At 71.0% G+C, this 17,895-nt stretch carries 15 protein-coding genes, 1 rRNA gene, 1 pseudogene and 1 riboswitch; of the genes and pseudogenes, 12 read left to right on the top strand and 5 right to left on the bottom strand.

Annotated elements, in window-relative coordinates:
* From rrf to KUM03_RS19810, 11 genes and pseudogenes are all read left to right on the top strand, one after another.
* Positions 1-98 (top strand): 5S ribosomal RNA (rrf, locus tag KUM03_RS19860); the annotation flags it as partial.
* 110 nt (positions 99-208) lie between these two features.
* Positions 209-817 (top strand): CDP-alcohol phosphatidyltransferase family protein, encoded by a 609-nt coding sequence (locus KUM03_RS19855; protein WP_217250585.1) that lies wholly within the window; start codon positions 209-211, stop codon positions 815-817.
* A 115-nt stretch (positions 818-932) separates the two neighbouring features.
* On the top strand, positions 933-3,428 hold the full coding sequence (locus KUM03_RS19850; protein WP_217250584.1) for a mannose-1-phosphate guanyltransferase: 2,496 nt from the start codon (positions 933-935) through the stop codon (positions 3,426-3,428).
* A 166-nt stretch (positions 3,429-3,594) separates the two neighbouring features.
* Positions 3,595-4,431 (top strand): DUF881 domain-containing protein, encoded by an 837-nt coding sequence (locus KUM03_RS19845; RefSeq protein WP_254399506.1) that lies wholly within the window; start codon positions 3,595-3,597, stop codon positions 4,429-4,431.
* Entirely contained in the window at positions 4,428-4,760 is a 333-nt protein-coding gene (locus tag KUM03_RS19840; protein ID WP_003977440.1) for a small basic family protein, read from the top strand. Before KUM03_RS19845 ends, KUM03_RS19840 begins: the two co-directional genes overlap by 4 nt.
* A gap of 5 nt (positions 4,761-4,765) precedes the next feature.
* Positions 4,766-5,629 (top strand): DUF881 domain-containing protein, encoded by an 864-nt coding sequence (locus KUM03_RS19835; protein WP_217250582.1) that lies wholly within the window; start codon positions 4,766-4,768, stop codon positions 5,627-5,629.
* A gap of 61 nt (positions 5,630-5,690) precedes the next feature.
* On the top strand, positions 5,691-6,650 hold the full coding sequence (locus KUM03_RS19830) for an FHA domain-containing protein (protein WP_217250581.1): 960 nt from the start codon (positions 5,691-5,693) through the stop codon (positions 6,648-6,650).
* 42 nt (positions 6,651-6,692) lie between these two features.
* Positions 6,693-7,430 carry a MerR family transcriptional regulator gene (locus KUM03_RS19825; protein ID WP_217250580.1) on the top strand — a complete coding sequence of 246 codons (738 nt, stop codon included), beginning with the start codon at positions 6,693-6,695 and terminating at the stop codon, positions 7,428-7,430.
* Positions 7,431-7,535: 105 nt separating this feature from the next.
* On the top strand, positions 7,536-8,009 hold the full coding sequence (locus KUM03_RS19820; RefSeq protein WP_019327631.1) for a bifunctional nuclease family protein: 474 nt from the start codon (positions 7,536-7,538) through the stop codon (positions 8,007-8,009).
* Between the two features lie 191 nt (positions 8,010-8,200).
* Positions 8,201-8,884, top strand: a complete 684-nt coding sequence (locus KUM03_RS19815) for a MerR family transcriptional regulator (RefSeq protein WP_217250579.1) — start codon at positions 8,201-8,203, stop codon at positions 8,882-8,884.
* A 54-nt stretch (positions 8,885-8,938) separates the two neighbouring features.
* Positions 8,939-10,309, top strand: a pseudogene (locus KUM03_RS19810) (DNA polymerase IV); the annotation flags it as partial.
* A gap of 475 nt (positions 10,310-10,784) precedes the next feature.
* Here the strand turns inward: KUM03_RS19810 and KUM03_RS19805 are convergent.
* Entirely contained in the window at positions 10,785-11,162 is a 378-nt protein-coding gene (locus KUM03_RS19805; protein ID WP_073731454.1) for a PRC-barrel domain-containing protein, read from the bottom strand.
* 149 nt (positions 11,163-11,311) lie between these two features.
* Positions 11,312-11,407: riboswitch (glycine riboswitch) on the top strand.
* Positions 11,408-11,584: 177 nt separating this feature from the next.
* Between KUM03_RS19805 and gcvP the strand changes: the two genes are divergently transcribed.
* Positions 11,585-14,470 (top strand): aminomethyl-transferring glycine dehydrogenase, encoded by a 2,886-nt coding sequence (gene gcvP, locus KUM03_RS19800; protein WP_217250578.1) that lies wholly within the window; start codon positions 11,585-11,587, stop codon positions 14,468-14,470.
* Between the two features lie 64 nt (positions 14,471-14,534).
* Here the strand turns inward: gcvP and KUM03_RS19795 are convergent, their stop codons facing one another.
* The 4 genes from KUM03_RS19795 to modA are packed head-to-tail and all read right to left on the bottom strand — an operon-like array spanning position 14,535 to position 17,745.
* Positions 14,535-14,954 (bottom strand): molybdopterin-binding protein, encoded by a 420-nt coding sequence (locus KUM03_RS19795; protein ID WP_217250577.1) that lies wholly within the window; start codon positions 14,952-14,954, stop codon positions 14,535-14,537.
* Between the two features lie 27 nt (positions 14,955-14,981).
* Positions 14,982-16,076: an ABC transporter ATP-binding protein gene (locus KUM03_RS19790; RefSeq protein ID WP_217250617.1), complete on the bottom strand. Its 1,095-nt coding sequence runs from the start codon at positions 16,074-16,076 to the stop codon at positions 14,982-14,984.
* A gap of 41 nt (positions 16,077-16,117) precedes the next feature.
* Complete coding sequence (locus KUM03_RS19785; protein WP_217250576.1) at positions 16,118-16,927, bottom strand: ABC transporter permease; 810 nt, start codon at positions 16,925-16,927, stop codon at positions 16,118-16,120.
* Positions 16,924-17,745: a molybdate ABC transporter substrate-binding protein gene (gene modA, locus KUM03_RS19780; protein ID WP_217250575.1), complete on the bottom strand. Its 822-nt coding sequence runs from the start codon at positions 17,743-17,745 to the stop codon at positions 16,924-16,926. The genes KUM03_RS19785 and modA overlap by 4 nt, the downstream gene beginning before the upstream one ends.
* Positions 17,746-17,895: the final 150 nt, after the last annotated feature.

Here is a 17,895-nt window from a genome sequence, read left to right as displayed (position 1 = left end):
GGGAAACGCCCGGTTACATTCCGAACCCGGAAGCTAAGCCTTACAGCGCCGATGGTACTGCAGGGGGGACCCTGTGGGAGAGTAGGACGCCGCCGAACTCCTCTTAGAGCTCCGGCTCTTGGGCACACAGCCCGAGAGCCGGAGCTTTTTTGCGTTGAGGTAAGGTCAGGGAGCATCATTGGCTCGTTTCACCCCAGGAGGCCCCCGCGTGGAGGTCCAGGAGACCCGCGTGCAGACCGACCGGGTCCTCACCATTCCGAACATCCTCAGCATGGCGCGTCTCGCCGGCGTGCCTCTGTTCCTGTGGCTGATCCTCAGGCCCGAGTTCGGGGGCCCGCAGAGCGACGGCTGGGCGCTGTTGGTCCTGGCCCTGAGCGGGGTCAGTGACTACCTGGACGGGAAGCTGGCGCGGCGCTGGAACCAGATCAGCAGTCTCGGACGGCTCCTGGACCCCGCGGCTGACCGGCTCTACATCCTGTCGACCTTGGTGGGACTCACCTGGCGGGAGATTCTTCCGCTCTGGTTGACGCTTGTACTGCTTGCCCGCGAAGCGGTCCTGCTCGTGATGGTCGGCATCCTGCGCCGGCACGGCTATCCGCCGCCGCAGGTGAACTTCCTGGGGAAGGCCGCCACCTTCAACCTCATGTACGCCTTCCCCCTGCTTCTGCTCAGCGACGGAAGCGGATGGATCGCGTCACTCGCTGCCGTTTTCGGATGGGCGTTCGCCGGATGGGGTACAACCCTGTACTGGTGGGCAGGTGTTCTCTACGTGGTGCAGGTCCGCCGCTTGGTCCGTGCGGACACCACGGCCGATTGAACTCGTTCGCCGATTGTGCGGCACTGACGCCGGATGGCCCGCGCTGCAAAAGTGCGGGACCCTGGACGGGTGAAGTCGGTCAATCCGTCGTCTCTTAGAGGAGGACGCTTCCGACATGAAGGCCGTCGTGATGGCTGGGGGCGAGGGCACGCGTCTTCGCCCGATGACCTCGAGCATGCCCAAGCCGCTCCTGCCGGTGGCCAACCGGCCGATCATGGAGCACGTTCTGCGGCTGCTGAAAAGGCACGGGCTCAATGAAACCGTCGTCACCGTGCAGTTCCTGGCCTCCCTGGTCAAGAACTACTTCGGCGACGGCGAGGAGCTCGGAATGGAGCTCACCTATGCCAACGAGGAGAAGCCACTCGGTACCGCCGGAAGCGTCAAGAACGCCGAAGAGGCGTTGAAGGACGATGCCTTCCTCGTTATCTCCGGCGATGCCCTGACCGACTTCGACCTCACCGACCTGATCAATTTCCACAAGGAAAAGGGCGCGCTCGTCACCGTGTGTCTGACACGCGTGCCCAACCCGCTGGAATTCGGTATCACCATCGTCGACGACGAGGGCAAGGTCGAGCGGTTCCTGGAGAAGCCGACCTGGGGCCAGGTCTTCTCGGACACCGTGAACACCGGCATCTACGTCATGGAGCCCGAGGTGTTCGACTACGTCGACCCCGACGTGCCCGTGGACTGGTCCGGCGACGTCTTCCCGCAGCTGATGAAGGAGGGCAAGCCCGTCTACGGCTATGTCGCCGAGGGTTACTGGGAGGATGTCGGCACGCACGAAAGCTATGTGAAGGCCCAGGCGGACGTTCTGGAGCGCAAGGTCGACGTCGACATCGACGGCTTCGAGATCTCGCCCGGAGTATGGGTGGCAGAAGGCGCGGAGGTGCATCCCGACGCCGTCCTCCGGGGGCCCCTCTACGTCGGCGACTACGCCAAGGTGGAGGCCGGCGCCGAGATCCGGGAGCACACCGTCGTCGGCTCGAACGTCGTCGTCAAGAGCGGTGCGTTCCTGCACAAGGCGGTGGTGGCCGACAACGTGTACGTCGGCCCGCACAGCAATCTGCGGGGCTGCGTCGTCGGCAAGAACACCGACATCATGCGCGCCGCGCGGATCGAGGACGGCGCGGTCATCGGAGACGAGTGCCTGGTCGGTGAAGAATCGATCATCCAGGGCAACGTGCGGGTCTATCCGTTCAAGACCATCGAGGCCGGTGCCTTCGTCAACACGTCGGTCATCTGGGAGTCGCGGGGCCAGGCGCATCTCTTCGGGGCTCGCGGGGTCTCCGGCATCCTGAACGTGGAGATCACACCGGAGCTGGCCGTACGGCTGGCCGGCGCCTACGCGACGACCCTCAAGAAGGGTTCCACCGTCACCACGGCCCGCGACCACTCCCGTGGTGCGCGTGCGCTGAAGCGGGCGGTGATCTCCGCACTCCAGGCCAGCGCCATCGACGTACGGGACCTGGAGAACGTACCGCTGCCCGTCGCGAGGCAGCAGACCGCGCGGGGCAGCGCCGGCGGCATCATGATCCGGACCACGCCCGGCGTGCCGGACTCCGTGGACATCATGTTCTTCGACGGACAGGGTGCCGACCTGTCGCAGGGCAGCCAGCGGAAGCTGGACCGGGTGTTCGCGCGGCAGGAGTACCGGCGGGCGTTCCCCGGCGAGATCGGTGACCTGCACTTCCCGTCCAGTGTCTTCGACTCGTACACCGGATCGCTGCTGCGCAACGTCGACATCACCGGGATCGCGGAGTCCGGGCTCAAGGTGGTCGTCGACGCCTCCAACGGCAGTGCGGGACTGGTCCTGCCGAGCCTCCTCGGCAAGCTGGGTGTCGACTCGCTGACCATCAACCCCGGCCTCGACGAGTCCAGGCCCACCGAGTCCGCCGACATGCGGCGCTCGGGGCTGGTGCGCCTCGGGGAGATCGTGGCCTCCTCGCGGGCGGCGTTCGGTGTGCGGTTCGACCCGGTCGGTGAGCGGCTGTCGCTCGTCGACGAGAAGGGCCGCATCATCGAGGACGACCGGGCGCTGCTGGTGATGCTCGACCTGATCGCGGCCGAGCGGCGCAGCGGACGGGTGGCACTGCCGGTGACGACCACCAGGATCGCCGAGCAGGTGGCCGCCTACCACGGCACCCAGGTCGAGTGGACGACCACGTCTCCCGACGACCTGACGCGGGTCGGGGGCGAGGACGGGACGATCTTCGGCGGTGACGGCAAGGGCGGCTTCATCGTCCCGGAGTTCAGCAGCGTCTACGACGGCACGGCCGCCTTCGTGCGGCTGATCGGGCTGGTGGCGCGGACGCAGCTCACCCTGAGCCAGATCGACGCCCGGATCCCGCGCGCCCACGTCCTCAAGCGCGATCTGGCGACCCCGTGGGCCGTCAAGGGCCTGGTGATGCGACGGGTCGTCGAGGCGGCCGGAGACCGCTTCGTGGACACCACCGACGGTGTCCGCGTGGTGGAGACGGACGGGCGCTGGGTGATGGTGCTGCCCGACCCGGCGGAGGCCGTCACCCACCTGTGGGCGGAGGGCCCCGACGACGCCTCCGCGCAGGCGCTGCTCGACGAGTGGTCCGCCGTGGTGGACAGCGCGGGCCGCTGAGACACCCGCACGCGTGCGTGCCGGACAAGTGTCCCCAAGGGGGCCCGTCCGGCACGCCGGTGGGGCCGTTCGGAGGTAGTGGCCGGGGCGTGCGACGATGTGCGGCATGCCGCAGCAACCCCCCGTTCGGAGCACATCCACGCGGCCCGCGCGGCCGGACGCGTCCATGTCCTTGCTCACCAACGTCATGGACCACAGCCTCGACGACGGATACGCCGAGGCCGCCGCGCGGAAGAAGGCCGAGGGCGGCGGCGGTCTGCCCAAGACCCTCCGTGCCAAGCTCGGCCTGGCCGCCGGTCTGGTGCTGGCGGCGCTGGTCGTGACGGTCGGTGCCGCCCAGGCGAGGGTCGCCGCTCCCGCCCTCGCCAAAGAGCGCGAAGAGCTCATCGACCGCATCGAGGAGGAGACCTCCGCGGCCGACAAGCTCGAGGAGAGCATCGAGGAACTGCGCGGCGACGTGAGTGCCCGGCAGCGCGAGGCGCTCGAGAAGAACGGCGACAGCGACCGGTCCGACCTGGTCGGCGTCCTGTCGGGCGCCGTCGCGGTGCACGGACCCGGGGTGAAGCTCGTGGTGGACGATGCCAAGGACGCCGGCACCGGGGGCGACGGGCAGCCGCGCGGCAGCTCCGGATTCTCCGACACGGGCCGGGTGCGCGACCGGGACATGCAGCGCGTGGTGAACGGGCTCTGGGAGTCGGGAGCCGAGGCGATCTCCATCAACGGACAGCGCCTGACGGCGCTGTCGGCGATCAGGGCCGCCGGTGACGCGATCCTGGTCGACAACAGGCCGCTGGTACCGCCGTACACGGTGCTCGCGGTGGGGGACGGCGAACGGCTCAGCAGCCGGTTCCAGGACAGCGCCGACGGGTTCTACCTGCACGCCCTGCAGGAGAACTACGGAATCCGCACCGCCATCTCCGTCGCGGACGACCTCCAGCTGCCGGCCGCACCGAGCGTGATCGTACGTACAGCACAGCCGATAACCGAGAAGGGCACATCGTGATCGCCGTACTGGGCCTCGTCGTGGGAGTCGTGGCCGGCCTGTTGGTCCGGCCGGAGGTCCCGGCGGCCGTCGAGCCGTATCTGCCGATCGCCGTCGTGGCGGCGCTCGACGCTGTCTTCGGCGGTCTGCGGGCCATGCTCGACGGCATCTTCGACGACAAGGTCTTCGTGGTGTCGTTCCTGTCGAACGTGGTCGTCGCCGCGCTGATCGTGTTCCTCGGCGACAAGCTGGGCGTCGGGGCCCAGCTGTCCACCGGTGTCGTGGTGGTCCTCGGCATCCGCATCTTCTCCAACGCGGCGGCGATCCGCCGCCACGTCTTCCGGGCGTGAGGCCGATGAGTGACCAGGACGAGCAGCGGCCGAGTGGCCTGCGCAAGGAGCTGCCCGACGAGGTGCAGTCTTCGGAAGCCCCGGAGGCGGGCGCCGCGACCGGTGACGGCCCGGACGGGGACCCGCAGGGGCCGCGGCAGCCCGGGCTGACCGGCAGGCAGCGGCTCGCCAAGGGCCTGTGGCCGCCGCGTCTCACGCGGGCCCAACTGATCGTGGCCCTCCTCCTGTTCGGTCTCGGATTCGGCCTCGCGGTCCAGGTGGCCTCGAACAGTGAGGGCGACAGCGCGCTGCGCGGTGCGCGGCAGGAGGATCTGGTCCGCATCCTCGATGAACTGGACGACCGCAGTCAGCGTCTAGAAGACGAGAAGCAGGGTCTCGAGAAGCAGCGCGACGAGCTGGAGAACAGCTCGGACCAGGCGGAGGAGGCCCGCAAGCAGACGCTCGAAAGGGAGCGGCAACTCGGCGTACTCGCGGGCACCGTGGCCGCGCAGGGGCCCGGTATCACGGTGACGATCGAGGACACGAAGGGTGCGGTCGAGGCGGACATGCTGCTCGACGCGATCCAGGAGCTGCGCGCGGCGGGGGCGGAGGCGATTCAGGTGAACGGTGTCCGGGTCGTCGCCGACACCTACCTCACGGACTCCGGCAACTCCGTGAGCATCGACGGGAACAAGATCAACGCGCCCTATCGTTTCCAGGTCATCGGCGAGCCGCAGGACCTCGAACCGGCTCTCAACATTCCTGGAGGCGTGGTGCAGACTCTGGAGAAGGAACAGGCCACCGTTACTGTTGAGCGGTCGAGCAAGATCGTCGTGGACGCCTTGCGAGCGGCGAAGCGGCCTGACTACGCTCGGTCGTCCTCCCAGTGAACCGGCGGTGCATGGGGGGCGTCCGGCGAGGGCATGAGGTTGCGGGGGGTCGGCGCACCGATTGGGTGGTGCGTGGTGGAAACTGTCTGGTGGAGACGGACGTTGTGAAGGTGTCCGGGTCGGCCAGTACGTTCAGTCAGGGTTCGTCCTGCCCCACGGGCGGGTCTGTTTCGGTCAAGGGGAATCGCCCGTGAAGTTGTTTGCGAAGTTGTTCGGCAAGAGCGCGCGAGAGGGCCGCGAGAACGCGACCGCTCGCCATCGGGCACAGCCCGACGCGGAGGGCGGGCGCCCGATGTTCCGGGACCAGGTGGCTGGTCCGGGCGGTGACGTTTCCGGTGGTCAGGGCGCGCCGTCTGTTGACCCTGCCCAGTCCGGCGGCATAGGTTTCGGCCAACCGTCAGCCTCAGGTACGGGTGGAGGGTTCGCGCCCGGCCCGTACGCGTCGAACGCCCCGGCGGGGCAGCCGCGGCAGGAGGATCCGTCCATGTCGGCCCTGGTGTGTACGAGGTGCGGTAACCGCAACGCGGAGAACAGCCGCTTCTGCTCCAACTGCGGAGCGCCGCTGCGCCCGGGTGCCGTCCCGGAGCGTGCGTCCGAGACGACCTCCACGATCTCCATCTCGGGGCTGGAGGCGTACGACGCCGAGGTCACCGGCCAGACCGCGATGCCGTCGCTCTCGCCCGAGGCGCAGGCCGCCGTGGACGCGCTGCCGCTCGGCTCAGCCCTTCTGGTCGTGCGCCGTGGCCCGAACTCGGGCAGCCGCTTCCTGCTGGACGGCGAGCTGACCACCGCCGGGCGTCACCCGCAGAGCGACATCTTCCTGGACGACGTGACGGTCTCACGCCGGCACGTGGAGTTCCGCCGCAGCCATGACGGCTCGTTCACGGTCGCCGACGTCGGCAGCCTGAACGGCACGTACGTCAACCGCGAGCGCATCGACCAGGTCGCCCTGTCGAACGGTGACGAGGTGCAGATCGGCAAGTACCGGCTGGTCTTCTACGCGAGCCAGCGGGGTTACTGACCGCCCCCGGGCCACCGCCCGGGGAACCTCCAGGGAAGGTCCATGCTTCAAACACCGAGCGGTGGTGCCGGGAACGGCACCACCGCCGCGGACAGTGGGCTGATGAGCATCGGCGCGGTGCTGAACGCACTGCGCGACGAGTTCCCCGACATCACCATCTCCAAGATCCGTTTTCTGGAGTCGGAAGGGCTCGTCGAGCCGCGGCGGACCCCGGCCGGGTACCGCAAGTTCAGCGCGCACGACGTCGAGCGTCTCGGTCGGGTGCTGCGCATGCAGCGGGACCACTACCTGCCGCTGAAGGTGATCCGCGAGCACCTGGACGCCATGGAGCGCGGCGAGGCCGTACCGCTGCCGACGCTCGGCCGGCAGCGGAACGGAGAGCCGGCGCCGGAGCCCGCGGAGGGGCCCGCGGCGGCCCGGATCGGCCGGGAGGAACTGCTCGCCGCGGCCGGTATCGGCGAGCAGGAGCTGAAGGAGTGGGAGTCGTACGGACTCGTCGTCCCGCTCTCCGACGGCGCCTACGACGCCGAGACGGTGACCGTGGCGTCGCTGGTGGTCCAGCTGGGCCGGTTCGGCATCGAGCCCCGACACCTGCGGGTGATGAAGGCCGCCGCCGACCGGGAGGCCGGTCTCGTGGACCAAGTGGTGGCACCGCTGAAGCGGCACCGCAATCCGCAGACCAGGGCTCACGCCGAGGCCCGCACCAAGGAGCTGGCGGGGCTGGCGGTGAAGCTGCACGCGGCGCTGGTACAGACCGCCCTGGGGGTACGGCTGCCCTGACCGGACCCGACGGGCCGGCCCGGTACGAGGTCCGGCCCCCCCGGATCGCCCACCCGATCCCGGCCCGACTACCCAAATGTCCCGGGTACGGCCTAGGGTTGCTGTGTGAACGAGCTCGATGTCGTAGGTGTCCGGGTCGAGATGCCCTCCAACCAACCGATCGTGCTGCTGCGCGAGGTGGGAGGCGAACGTTACCTCCCCATCTGGATCGGGCCCGGGGAGGCGACGGCGATCGCCTTCGCACAGCAGGGCATGGCTCCCGCACGCCCGCTGACGCACGACCTGTTCAAGGACGTGCTGGAAGCCGTCGGCCAGGAGCTCACGGAAGTGCGCATCACGGACCTGCGCGACTCCGTCTTCTACGCCGAGCTGGTCTTCGCGAGCGGTGTCGAGGTGAGTGCCCGGCCGTCCGACGCGATAGCGCTGGCGCTGCGCACCGGGACGCCTATCTACGGCAGCGACACGGTCCTCGACGACGCGGGCATCGCCATCCCGGACGAGCAGGAGGACGAGGTGGAGAAGTTCCGCGAGTTCCTCGACCAGATCTCGCCGGAGGACTTCGGAACCAGCAATCAGTGAGCCGCGCGGGTGAGGTGCCCCGAGGCGGCGCACGGCCCGCTCCGGGCACATTCGGCTAGCCTTTCCCCGTGATGGGGCACGGGAAACCACTCGTAGGGTGATTATCACTCGGCGTGCCGAGTGTGGCGATCGTTGACGCACCCTTGGTGACTGCCTACCGTCGAGGAGGCAGGTCAAGGACGGAGGTCGGCGTGAGAATCAGCGGCGACGGTACGGCCGGGGGTGGCTCCGGGCACGGCCTCGGGGCAAGCGGTCCGTACCCTCCCCCGGGCTCCCGACTCCGTGCGGGCGGGGGCTACCCGCAGCACGGTGGCGTGGCCGACCCGGCTCCGCAGCGACCGGCTGCGGTGCCGAGCAGCGGAGGGGCGACGTCCATGGCGTCCGAGCAGATCGGCTACCGCGGTCCGACGGCCTGCGCGGCCGCCGGTATCACCTACCGGCAGCTCGACTACTGGGCCCGCACCGGCCTCGTCGAGCCCAGCGTGAGACCGGCGCACGACTCCGGGACGCAGCGCCTGTACAGCTTCCGCGACGTGGTCGTACTGAAGATCGTCAAGCGCTTCCTCGACACCGGCGTCTCTCTGCAGAACATCCGTACCGCCGTCCAGCACCTCAGGGAGCGCGGCTTCCGTGACCTGGAGCGGATGACGCTGATGAGTGACGGCGCCACGGTCCACGAGTGCACCTCGCCCGACGAGGTGCACGCCCTGCTCCAGGGCGGCCAGGGCGTCTTCGGCATCGCCGTCGGCGTGGTCTGGCGGGACGTGGAGAGCGCGCTCTCCCAGTTGCACGGCGAGCGGATCGACACGGGCGAGACCCTGGTCGGACACAATCCCGCCGACGAGCTGGCGCGGCGGCGCAACCGGGCCGTCTGAGCACTGCCGCACGCCGACGGGGCATTGTCAGTGGTGTGAGGCACCATCGGACATGTGAGAGCCGCGCCCACGATCCTGCATCTCGACATGGATGCCTTCTTCGCCTCGGTGGAGCAGGCGTCCAAACCGAGTCTGCGCGGGAAGGCCGTGGTCGTGGGAGGCCTGGGACCGCGCGGAGTGGTGGCCACCGCGTCGTACGAGGCGCGGGTCTTCGGCGTCCACTCGGCGATGCCCATGGGGCAGGCCCGGCGCCTGGCTCCCAACGCCGCGTACCTCGTCCCGCGCTTCGAGCTGTACCGGACGATCAGCGAGCAGGTGATGCGGCTCCTGCGGGCGCTGTCGCCGCTGGTGGAGCCGCTGAGCCTGGACGAGGCGTTCGTCGACCTGGAGGCGGGGGGCGCGGCCTGGGACGCGGACTCCGCGCGGCTGGCGGGGGCGAGGCTCCGTGCGGACATCCGCACCGTCACCGGACTCACGGGGTCGGTGGGGCTGGCGGCCTCCAAGATGCTCGCCAAGATCGCCTCGGAGGAGGCCAAACCCGACGGGCTGGTCCTGATCCCGCCGGGTACGGAGCGGGCCATGCTGGAGCCGATGTCCGTGCGGACGCTGCCCGGCGTGGGACCGGCCACCGGCGACCACCTGCGGCGGGCCGGCATCACCACGGTCGGCGAGCTCGCCGAGGCGGGCGAGGACGAGCTCGTACGGCTGCTGGGCAAGGCGCACGGGCACGCCCTGTACGCGATGGCCCTGGCGCGTGACGAGCGGCCCGTCGTCGCCGAGCGGGAGACCAAGTCGGTGTCGGTCGAGGACACCTACGACGTCGACATCCACGACCGGACACGGGTCGGCATGGAAGTGCGGCGGCTGGCGGACCGGTGTGTGCGCCGGCTGCGCGGCTCCGGACTGTCCGGCCGGACCATCGTCCTCAAGGTGCGCAGGTACGACTTCTCCACGCTGACCCGCTCGGAGACCCTGCGCGGGCCGACGGACGACCCCGCGGTGGTGCGGGAGGCGGCGGCCCGGCTGCTGGACCTGGTGGACACCACCGGCGGCGTACGGCTGCTCGGGGTCGGCGTCAGTGGCCTCGCCGACTACACCCAGGAGGACCTCTTCGCGCAGGCGGCGGGAGACCCGGCCGAGGAACTCGCCGAGGAGCCCGAGGCCGAGCCGGCCGAGGAGCACCGTCCGGCGCCCGGTGAGCGCCGGTGGCCGGCGGGGCACGACGTGCGGCACACGGAGTACGGGCACGGCTGGGTGCAGGGCAGCGGTCTGGGCCGGGTCACGGTGCGCTTCGAGACGCCGTACTCGGGGACCGGCCGGGTGCGGACCTTCCCGGTGGACGACCCGGATCTGACACCGGCGGACCCGCTGCCGCTGGTCGCGCCGGTCGCGCGAAGACCCGGGACGGCCGGGACGGGGCCCATGGAAACCGGTGCGGAAACAGCCCCGGATTCCGAAGCGGAGATCGGCCCGAGTCCCGACACGGGAACGTACCCGGGTTCCAACGCCGGGACCGACCCGCGCTCTGATGTGGGGGCCGGTCCGGGCGCCGACGCGGAGACTGCCCCGGGGCCCGGCGCGGACGTCTCTCCGGGTTCCGGCGCCGGGACCGCCCCGAGTCCTGACGTTGGGGCCTGTCCGGGTCCTGACGCGGGAACTGCCCCGGGTTCCGGTGCGGAGGTGTGTCCGGGTTCGGGCGCGGTGACGGCTCCGGGTTCGGGCGCGGTGACGGCTCCGGGTCCTGACGTGGGGGCCCTCCCGGGCCCTGACGTGGTGACCGTCCCGGGCCCCGGCGCGGAGTCCTGCCCGGGCCCCGACGCCGGGGGCGGGCCGGTGGGTCCCGTGCGGCCGGCCTCCGGCTGACGGTGGGTGCCGCGGGGCGGCGGTACGGACCGGACCGTCAGGCGTCCTCCTTGTCCTGGCCGGCCAGCTTGCCGAAGTCGTGGTCGGGCGGCGGGGGAGGGGCGGCGACGTCGAGGCCGTAGTGGTGGTAGAGCTGCAGTTCCTGCTCCGGAGAGAGGTGGCGGCCGACGCCGAAGTCGGGCGCCTCCTTGATCAGAGCGCGGTCGAAGGGCACGCGCAGTGTCCCGTCCACCAGCTCGCTCGGCTCCAGGGGCACGAAGGCGTCCCTGCTGAACAGCCCGGTGCGTATGGCCGCCCACTCCGGGACGCCGGTGGCGTCGTCGAGGTAGACCTCGTCGACGGTGCCGATCCGGGTGCCGTTGCGGTCGAACGCCTTGCGGCCGATCAGGTTGCGCGGGTCTATCTCGGTACGCACGGGCCCTCCACATGATCGTACTGGGGTCGTGCACCAGCCGACCCGCCAGCCGCCGAAATCATCCGTAGTACTAACGAAAGAGCACATAAGGGCGGTCGGCCACTCGAAGGTCCGTGCGGCGGCCTCGCTGGTACCCTGACAGCGGCTGCTGACCCCGTGCGGGAGAGTCCTCCGGACATCACCGGAGGCGCCGAAGGAGCAAATCCTCCCCGGAATCTCTCAGGCTCACGTACCGCACGGACGAGGTCACTCTGGAAAGCAGAGCGGGTGTCGACGGCTTCCGCTCTCACCGACGGTGAAAGCCGGGAGGGCCCTCGGGTCCGCCCGGTGAAGCTCTCAGGTCGAGATGACAGAGGGGGAGGCCGTCCGGGTACCCGCGCCGTGGTGCCCCTCGAAGGTCGTCAGACCAGGAGGCCTCCGCAATGACCGCCCATCGCACCCCGCTCACCGAACTCGAACAGGCACTGCCGTTCGAGCAGCGCCACATCGGCCCCGACCACGAGGCCCGGGCCAAGATGCTCGCGCAGGTCGGTTACGGTTCGCTCGACGAGCTGACGGCCGCCGCGGTGCCGGATGTGATCAAGAACGCCGACACGCTGGACCTGCCGGGCGCCCGCTCCGAGGCCGAGGTGCTGGCCGAGCTGCGCTCGCTGGCCGACCGCAACCAGGTCCTCGACTCCATGATCGGCCTCGGTTACTACGGCACCTTCACCCCGCCGGTGATCCTGCGCAACGTCATGGAGAACCCCGCCTGGTACACCGCGTACACGCCGTACCAGCCGGAGATCTCCCAGGGCCGCCTGGAGGCCCTGCTGAACTTCCAGACGGTGGTCGCCGAGCTCACCGGCCTGCCCACCTCCGGCGCCTCGCTGCTGGACGAGGGCACCGCCGCCGCCGAGGCGATGGCCCTGTCCCGGCGCATGGGCAAGAACAAGAAGGGCCTGTTCCTGGTCGACGCGGACGCCCTGCCGCAGACCATCGCCGTCATCCAGACCCGTGCCGAGCCGACCGGCGTCGAGGTCGTCGTCGCCGACCTGAGCGAGGGCATCCCCGCCGAGGTCGCCGAGCGCGAGATCAACGGCGTCCTGATCCAGTACCCGGGCGCCTCCGGTGCCGTACGCGACATCAAGCCGCTCGTCGACCGGGCACACGAGCTCGGCGCCCTCGTCACCGTCGCCGCCGACCTGCTCGCCCTCACGCTGCTCACCTCGCCCGGCGAGCTGGGCGCGGACATCGCCGTCGGTACGACGCAGCGCTTCGGTGTGCCGATGGGCTTCGGCGGGCCGCACGCCGGCTACATGGCGGTGCACGAGAAGTTCGCCCGCAGCCTGCCCGGCCGCCTCGTCGGCGTCTCCGTGGACGCCGACGGCAACAAGGCCTACCGCCTCGCCCTGCAGACCCGCGAGCAGCACATCCGCCGCGAGAAGGCCACCAGCAACATCTGCACCGCGCAGGTGCTGCTCGCCGTCATGGCCGGCATGTACGCCGTCTACCACGGTCCCGAGGGGCTGCGGGCCATCGCGCGCCGCACCCACCGCTACGCCTCGATCACCGCCGCGGGCCTCGCCTCCGGCGGCATCGAGATCGTGCACGGCGCCTACTTCGACACGGTGACCGCGCGGGTGCCGGGCCGGGCCGACGCGATCGTCCACGCCGCCCGTGAGAACGGCATCAACCTGCGCCTCGTCGACGCCGACCACGTGTCCTTCGCCTGCGACGAGACCACCACCCGCGCGCAGGTCGGCGGCGTGTGGAACGCCTTCGGCGTCGAGGGCGACATCGAGGCGCTGGACGCGGACACCGAGGAGACGCTGCCCGAGGCGCTGCTGCGCACCGACGACTTCCTCACCCACCCGGTCTTCCACCAGCACCGCTCCGAGACGGCGATGCTCCGCTACCTGCGCCGCCTCGCCGACCGCGACTACGCGCTGGACCGCGGCATGATCCCGCTGGGCTCCTGCACGATGAAGCTCAACGCGACCACCGAGATGGAGCCGGTCACCTGGTCCGAGTTCGGCGCGCTGCACCCCTTCGCGCCCGCCGAGCAGGCGCAGGGCTACCTGACCCTCATCCGTGAGCTGGAGGAGCGGCTCGCCGAGGTCACCGGGTACGACAAGGTCTCGCTCCAGCCCAACGCCGGGTCGCAGGGCGAGTTCGCCGGCCTGCTCGCCGTACGCGCCTACCACCGCGCCAACGGCGACGACCAGCGCACCGTCTGCCTCATCCCGTCTTCCGCGCACGGCACCAACGCCGCGAGCGCCGTGATGGCCGGCATGAAGGTCGTCGTCGTCAAGACCGCCGAGGACGGCGAGATCGACGTCGAGGACCTGCGCGCCAAGATCGAGAAGCACCGCGACGAGCTGTCCGTGCTGATGATCACGTACCCCTCCACGCACGGCGTCTTCGAGGAGCACGTCGCCGACATCTGCGCCCAGGTGCACGACGCCGGCGGCCAGGTCTACGTGGACGGCGCCAACCTCAACGCCCTGGTGGGCCTCGCCAAGCCGGGCCACTTCGGCGGCGACGTCTCGCACCTGAACCTGCACAAGACGTTCTGCATCCCGCACGGCGGCGGCGGTCCCGGCGTCGGCCCCGTGGCCGTACGGTCGCACCTGGCGCCGTACCTGCCCAACCACCCGTTGCAGCCCGCGGCCGGCCCGCAGACCGGTGTCGGTCCGATCTCGGCGGCGCCGTGGGGCTCGGCCGGCATCCTGCCGATCTCGTGGTCGTACGTCCGGCTGATGGGCGGCGAGGGGCTCAAGCGCGCCACGCAGGTGGCCGTGCTGTCCGCCAACTACATCGCCAAGCGCCTGGAGCCGCACTTCCCGGTGCTCTACAACGGCCCCGGCGGGCTGGTCGCGCACGAGTGCATCATCGACCTGCGCCCGCTGACCAAGGCGACCGGCGTGAGCGTCGACGACGTCGCCAAGCGGCTGATCGACTACGGCTTCCACGCGCCGACCATGTCGTTCCCGGTGGCCGGCACGCTGATGATCGAGCCGACCGAGTCCGAGGACCTGGCCGAGCTGGACCGTTTCTGCGAGGCGATGATCGCCATCCGCGCGGAGATCGAGAAGGTCGGCTCCGGTACCTGGTCCGCGGACGACAACCCGCTGCGGGGCGCGCCGCACACCGCGGGCGCGCTGGGCGGCGAGTGGGACCACGCGTACACGCGCGAGGAGGCCGTCTTCCCGGTCGGCGTGTCCGCGTCCGACAAGTACTGGCCGCCGGTGCGCCGCGTCGACCAGGCCTTCGGTGACCGGAACCTCGTGTGCTCCTGCCCGCCGCTGGACGCGTACGAGGACTGAGCCCGGGGCGAAGGCCCCGTCCGGCCCCCGCTGGGGACCGGGCGGGGCCTTCGCCGTCGCGTGGTCACACCGTCGCCAGGGACACCTCCGTCGACTTGACCAGTGCGACGACGGGCGTGCCGACGGTGAGGCCGAGGTCTTCGGCGGCCTCCCTGGTGATCGCGGCGGTCAGTTCGGCGCCCTCGACGGCGACGCGCACGGAGGCCATCGCCGGGCCGGCGGTGAGGGCGGTGACCGTGCCCGGGAGCCGGTTGCGGATGGACAGGCCCTCGACGCGGCCGGTCGCCAGGGAGACCTCCGTCGACTTCACGAGGACGCGCACGGCGGTCCCGGCGGCCGGCGCGAGATCGTCGGCGGCGTCCCGGGTGATCGCCGCGGTGATGTCCTGGCCGCCCGAGAGGCGGACCCTGACCGTCGCCATGGCCTCGCCCGGGGTGACGGCGGTGACGGTGCCGGGGAGCTGGTTGCGGATGCTCAGGCTCATGGAGGGCACCGTAGCCCGGAGCGGGCGCTATGCCGGGTATGCGTGCGTCTGCGTCGCCTTGACCGTCGCCCACACCGGCGCGCCCGGATGGAGGCCGAGTTCGGCGGCGGCGACGGTGGTGAGGTCGGCGGCGAGCGGAAGTTCGCCGGTCAGGTCCGCGCGGATCTGGTCGCCGTGCGTCTCCAGGCCGGCGACCTCGCAGCGCCACAGGTTGCGGGCGCTGGAGCCGCCGGGGCGCTCCCCGTACAGGGTCACGGCGCTCGGCGGGAAGGCCACGAAGACCGGACCGGACAGGTCCTCGGTGGTGGTGATGGCCGGACCGGCGTCCAGCCGGACCGTGTGGCCGTCGGCCTGCCCGCGGTAGAGGTTCAGGCCGACCAGCTGCGCGATGTAGTCCGTGCGCGGCCGGCGGGCGATGTCGGCGGGGCCGCCCTCCTGCACGACCCGGCCGTGCTCGACCACGACCAGCCGGTCGGCCAGCACCATGGCGTCCAGCGGGTCGTGGGTGACCAGCACGGCCACGGCCTCGAACTCGGCCAGGTGACGGCGGAGCTGGGCCCGCACCTCCAGCCGCGTACGGGCGTCCAGTGCCGCCAGGGGCTCGTCCAGGAGGAGCAGCCGGGGATTGGTGGCCAGGGCGCGGGCCAGGGCGACGCGCTGGGCCTGACCGCCGGAGAGGCGGCGCGGCTTGGCGCCCGCGTGGTCGGCCAGACCCATCCGCTCCAGCCAGGCGGCGGCCTGCATCCGGGCCTGCGCCTTGCCCGCACCCCGGCAGCGCGGCCCGAACGCGACGTTGTCGAGCGCGGTCAGGTGTGGGAAGAGCAGGTAGTCCTGGAAGACCACGCCGACCGGCCGGGACTCGGGCGGCGTACGGTCCAGGGCGGTGCCGTCGAGGCGCAGGTGGCCGTCGGTGAGCGGGGCAAGGCCCGCCAGGGCGCGCAGGGCGGTGGTCTTGCCGGCGCCGTTGGGGCCGAGCAGCGCGACGACGTCGCCGGGTGCGGCGGCCAGCGTGACGTCCAGGCGGAAGGTGCCGCGGTCCACCACGAGCCGGGCGTCGAGTCCGCCGCCGGTGGCGTGGCCGTCGGTGGGCTCGGCGGTGGCCGGTTCGTCGGTGTCGGTCATGTCGTCCCCGTCCGGTCCGCCGGAGGCCTTCGTCCGGTCCGTCATGATGCCCTCATCCAGCGGTCCCGCAGACCGGCCAGTACGGCGATGGAGACGGCCAGCAGCACCAGGCTGAGGGCGATGGCCGCCGCGGGGTCGTTCTGCAGGGCGAGGTAGACCGCGAGCGGCATGGTCTGGGTCCGGCCCGGGAAGTTGCCCGCGAAGGTGATCGTCGCCCCGAACTCGCCCAGCGCCCGCGCCCACGCCAGGACGGCGCCCGCCGCGACGCCCGGAGCGATCAATGGCAGCGTGACCCGGCGGAACGCGGTGAAGCGGGACGCGCCCAGGGTCGTGGCCGCCTCCTCGAAACGCGGGTCGGCGGCGCGCAGCGTGCCCTCCACGCTGATGACGAGGAAGGGCATGGCCACGAACGTCTCCGCGAGGATCACGCCCGTCGTCGTGAAGGGCAGCGTGATCCCGAACCAGGCGTCGAGCCACTGCCCGATGACGCCGTTGCGGCCGAACGCCAGCAGGAGCGCCACGCCGCCCACCACCGGAGGAAGCACCAGCGGCAGCGTCACCAGCGCCCGCACGAAGCCGCGGCCGGGAAACTCCGTGCGGGCCAGCAGCCAGGCCAGGGGCACGCCGACGACCAGGCTCAGCAGGGTCGCCGACGTGGCGCACAGCAGCGACAGCCGCAGCGCCTGCCACACCTCCTCGCTGGCCAGCTGCTCGGGCAGGTCGCTCCACGGGGCCCGCACCAGCAGGGCGATCAGCGGCAGCAGCAGGAACGCCAGGCCGGCCAGGGCGGGCACCAGCAGGGGGACCGGCACCGCACGGCCGCCGGCCTTCCGGGCGTCGGACTTCCTCATGGCGTGCGGAACCCGGCGTCCGTCAGCACCCGCTGCCCCTCGCCGGACTTCACCAGCTCGACGAAGGCCTTCGCGGCGCCCGCGTTGGGGGCGTCCTCGAGGACGGCGATCGGGTAGTCGTTGACGGCCTCGGCCGCCTCGGGGAAGTCCACGCCCGTCACCTTGTCACCGGCCGCCTTCACATCGGTGCGGTAGACGACGGCCGCGTCGGCCTCCTTCAGCTCGACCTTCGTCAGGGCTGCCTTGACGTCCTGTTCGTAGGAGGCCGGGGTGAGTTCGAGGCCACCGGCCTCCAGCGCCTTCTGCGCCGCGGCGCCGCACGGCACGGCCTTGTCGCACAGGACGACCTTGAGGCCGGATGCGGTGAGGTCCTTGAGGGTGGAGATCCCCTCGGGATTGCCCGGCAGGGTGGCGATCTCCAACTGGTTGCGGACGAAGGTGGACGGCTCGCCGGCCGTCGCCCCGGCGTCGGTGACGGTGGCCATCGTCCTCGGGCTGGCGGAGGCGAAGACGTCCGCCGGTGCGCCGCTGGTGATGCCCGCGGCGAGGGAGTCGCTGCCGCCGAAGTTGAAGGTGACCTCGGTGCCCGGGTGCTGCTGCTCGAACTTCTCGCCGAGCGTCGTGAAGCTCTCCTTGAGGGAGGCGGCGGCGAAGACGGTGACCTGGCCGGAGACGTCGGAGGAACCGGCCGAGTCCGCGCCCCCCTCCGAGCCGGCGGACGGCGAGCAGGCGCTCAGGGCCAGCAGTACGGCCGCGCCCGCACCGCTCGCCCGCAGGCTCCGGCGGATGCGGCGGGTCCTGCACACCGAACGGGTCATCACGGCCACTCCCTCTGCGTCCTCCTGCGGGAGCCCGGCAGGTCCAGTGACGTGACCGGACGCACGACGGACTCCCCGTTGCGCCGATCATACTTCCGCATCTGCGAGGGAAAAGTCTCCTGTCACATCGCATGAGCGAGCTGAATGCCG

It is taken from the genome of Streptomyces sp. AC602_WCS936 (assembly GCF_019049125.1).
In the GTDB taxonomy this organism is placed as follows: Bacteria; Actinomycetota; Actinomycetes; order Streptomycetales; family Streptomycetaceae; genus Streptomyces.
The sequence above is the reverse complement of the archived record's forward strand: the minus strand, read 5'-3'. Positions and strand labels throughout refer to the sequence as shown.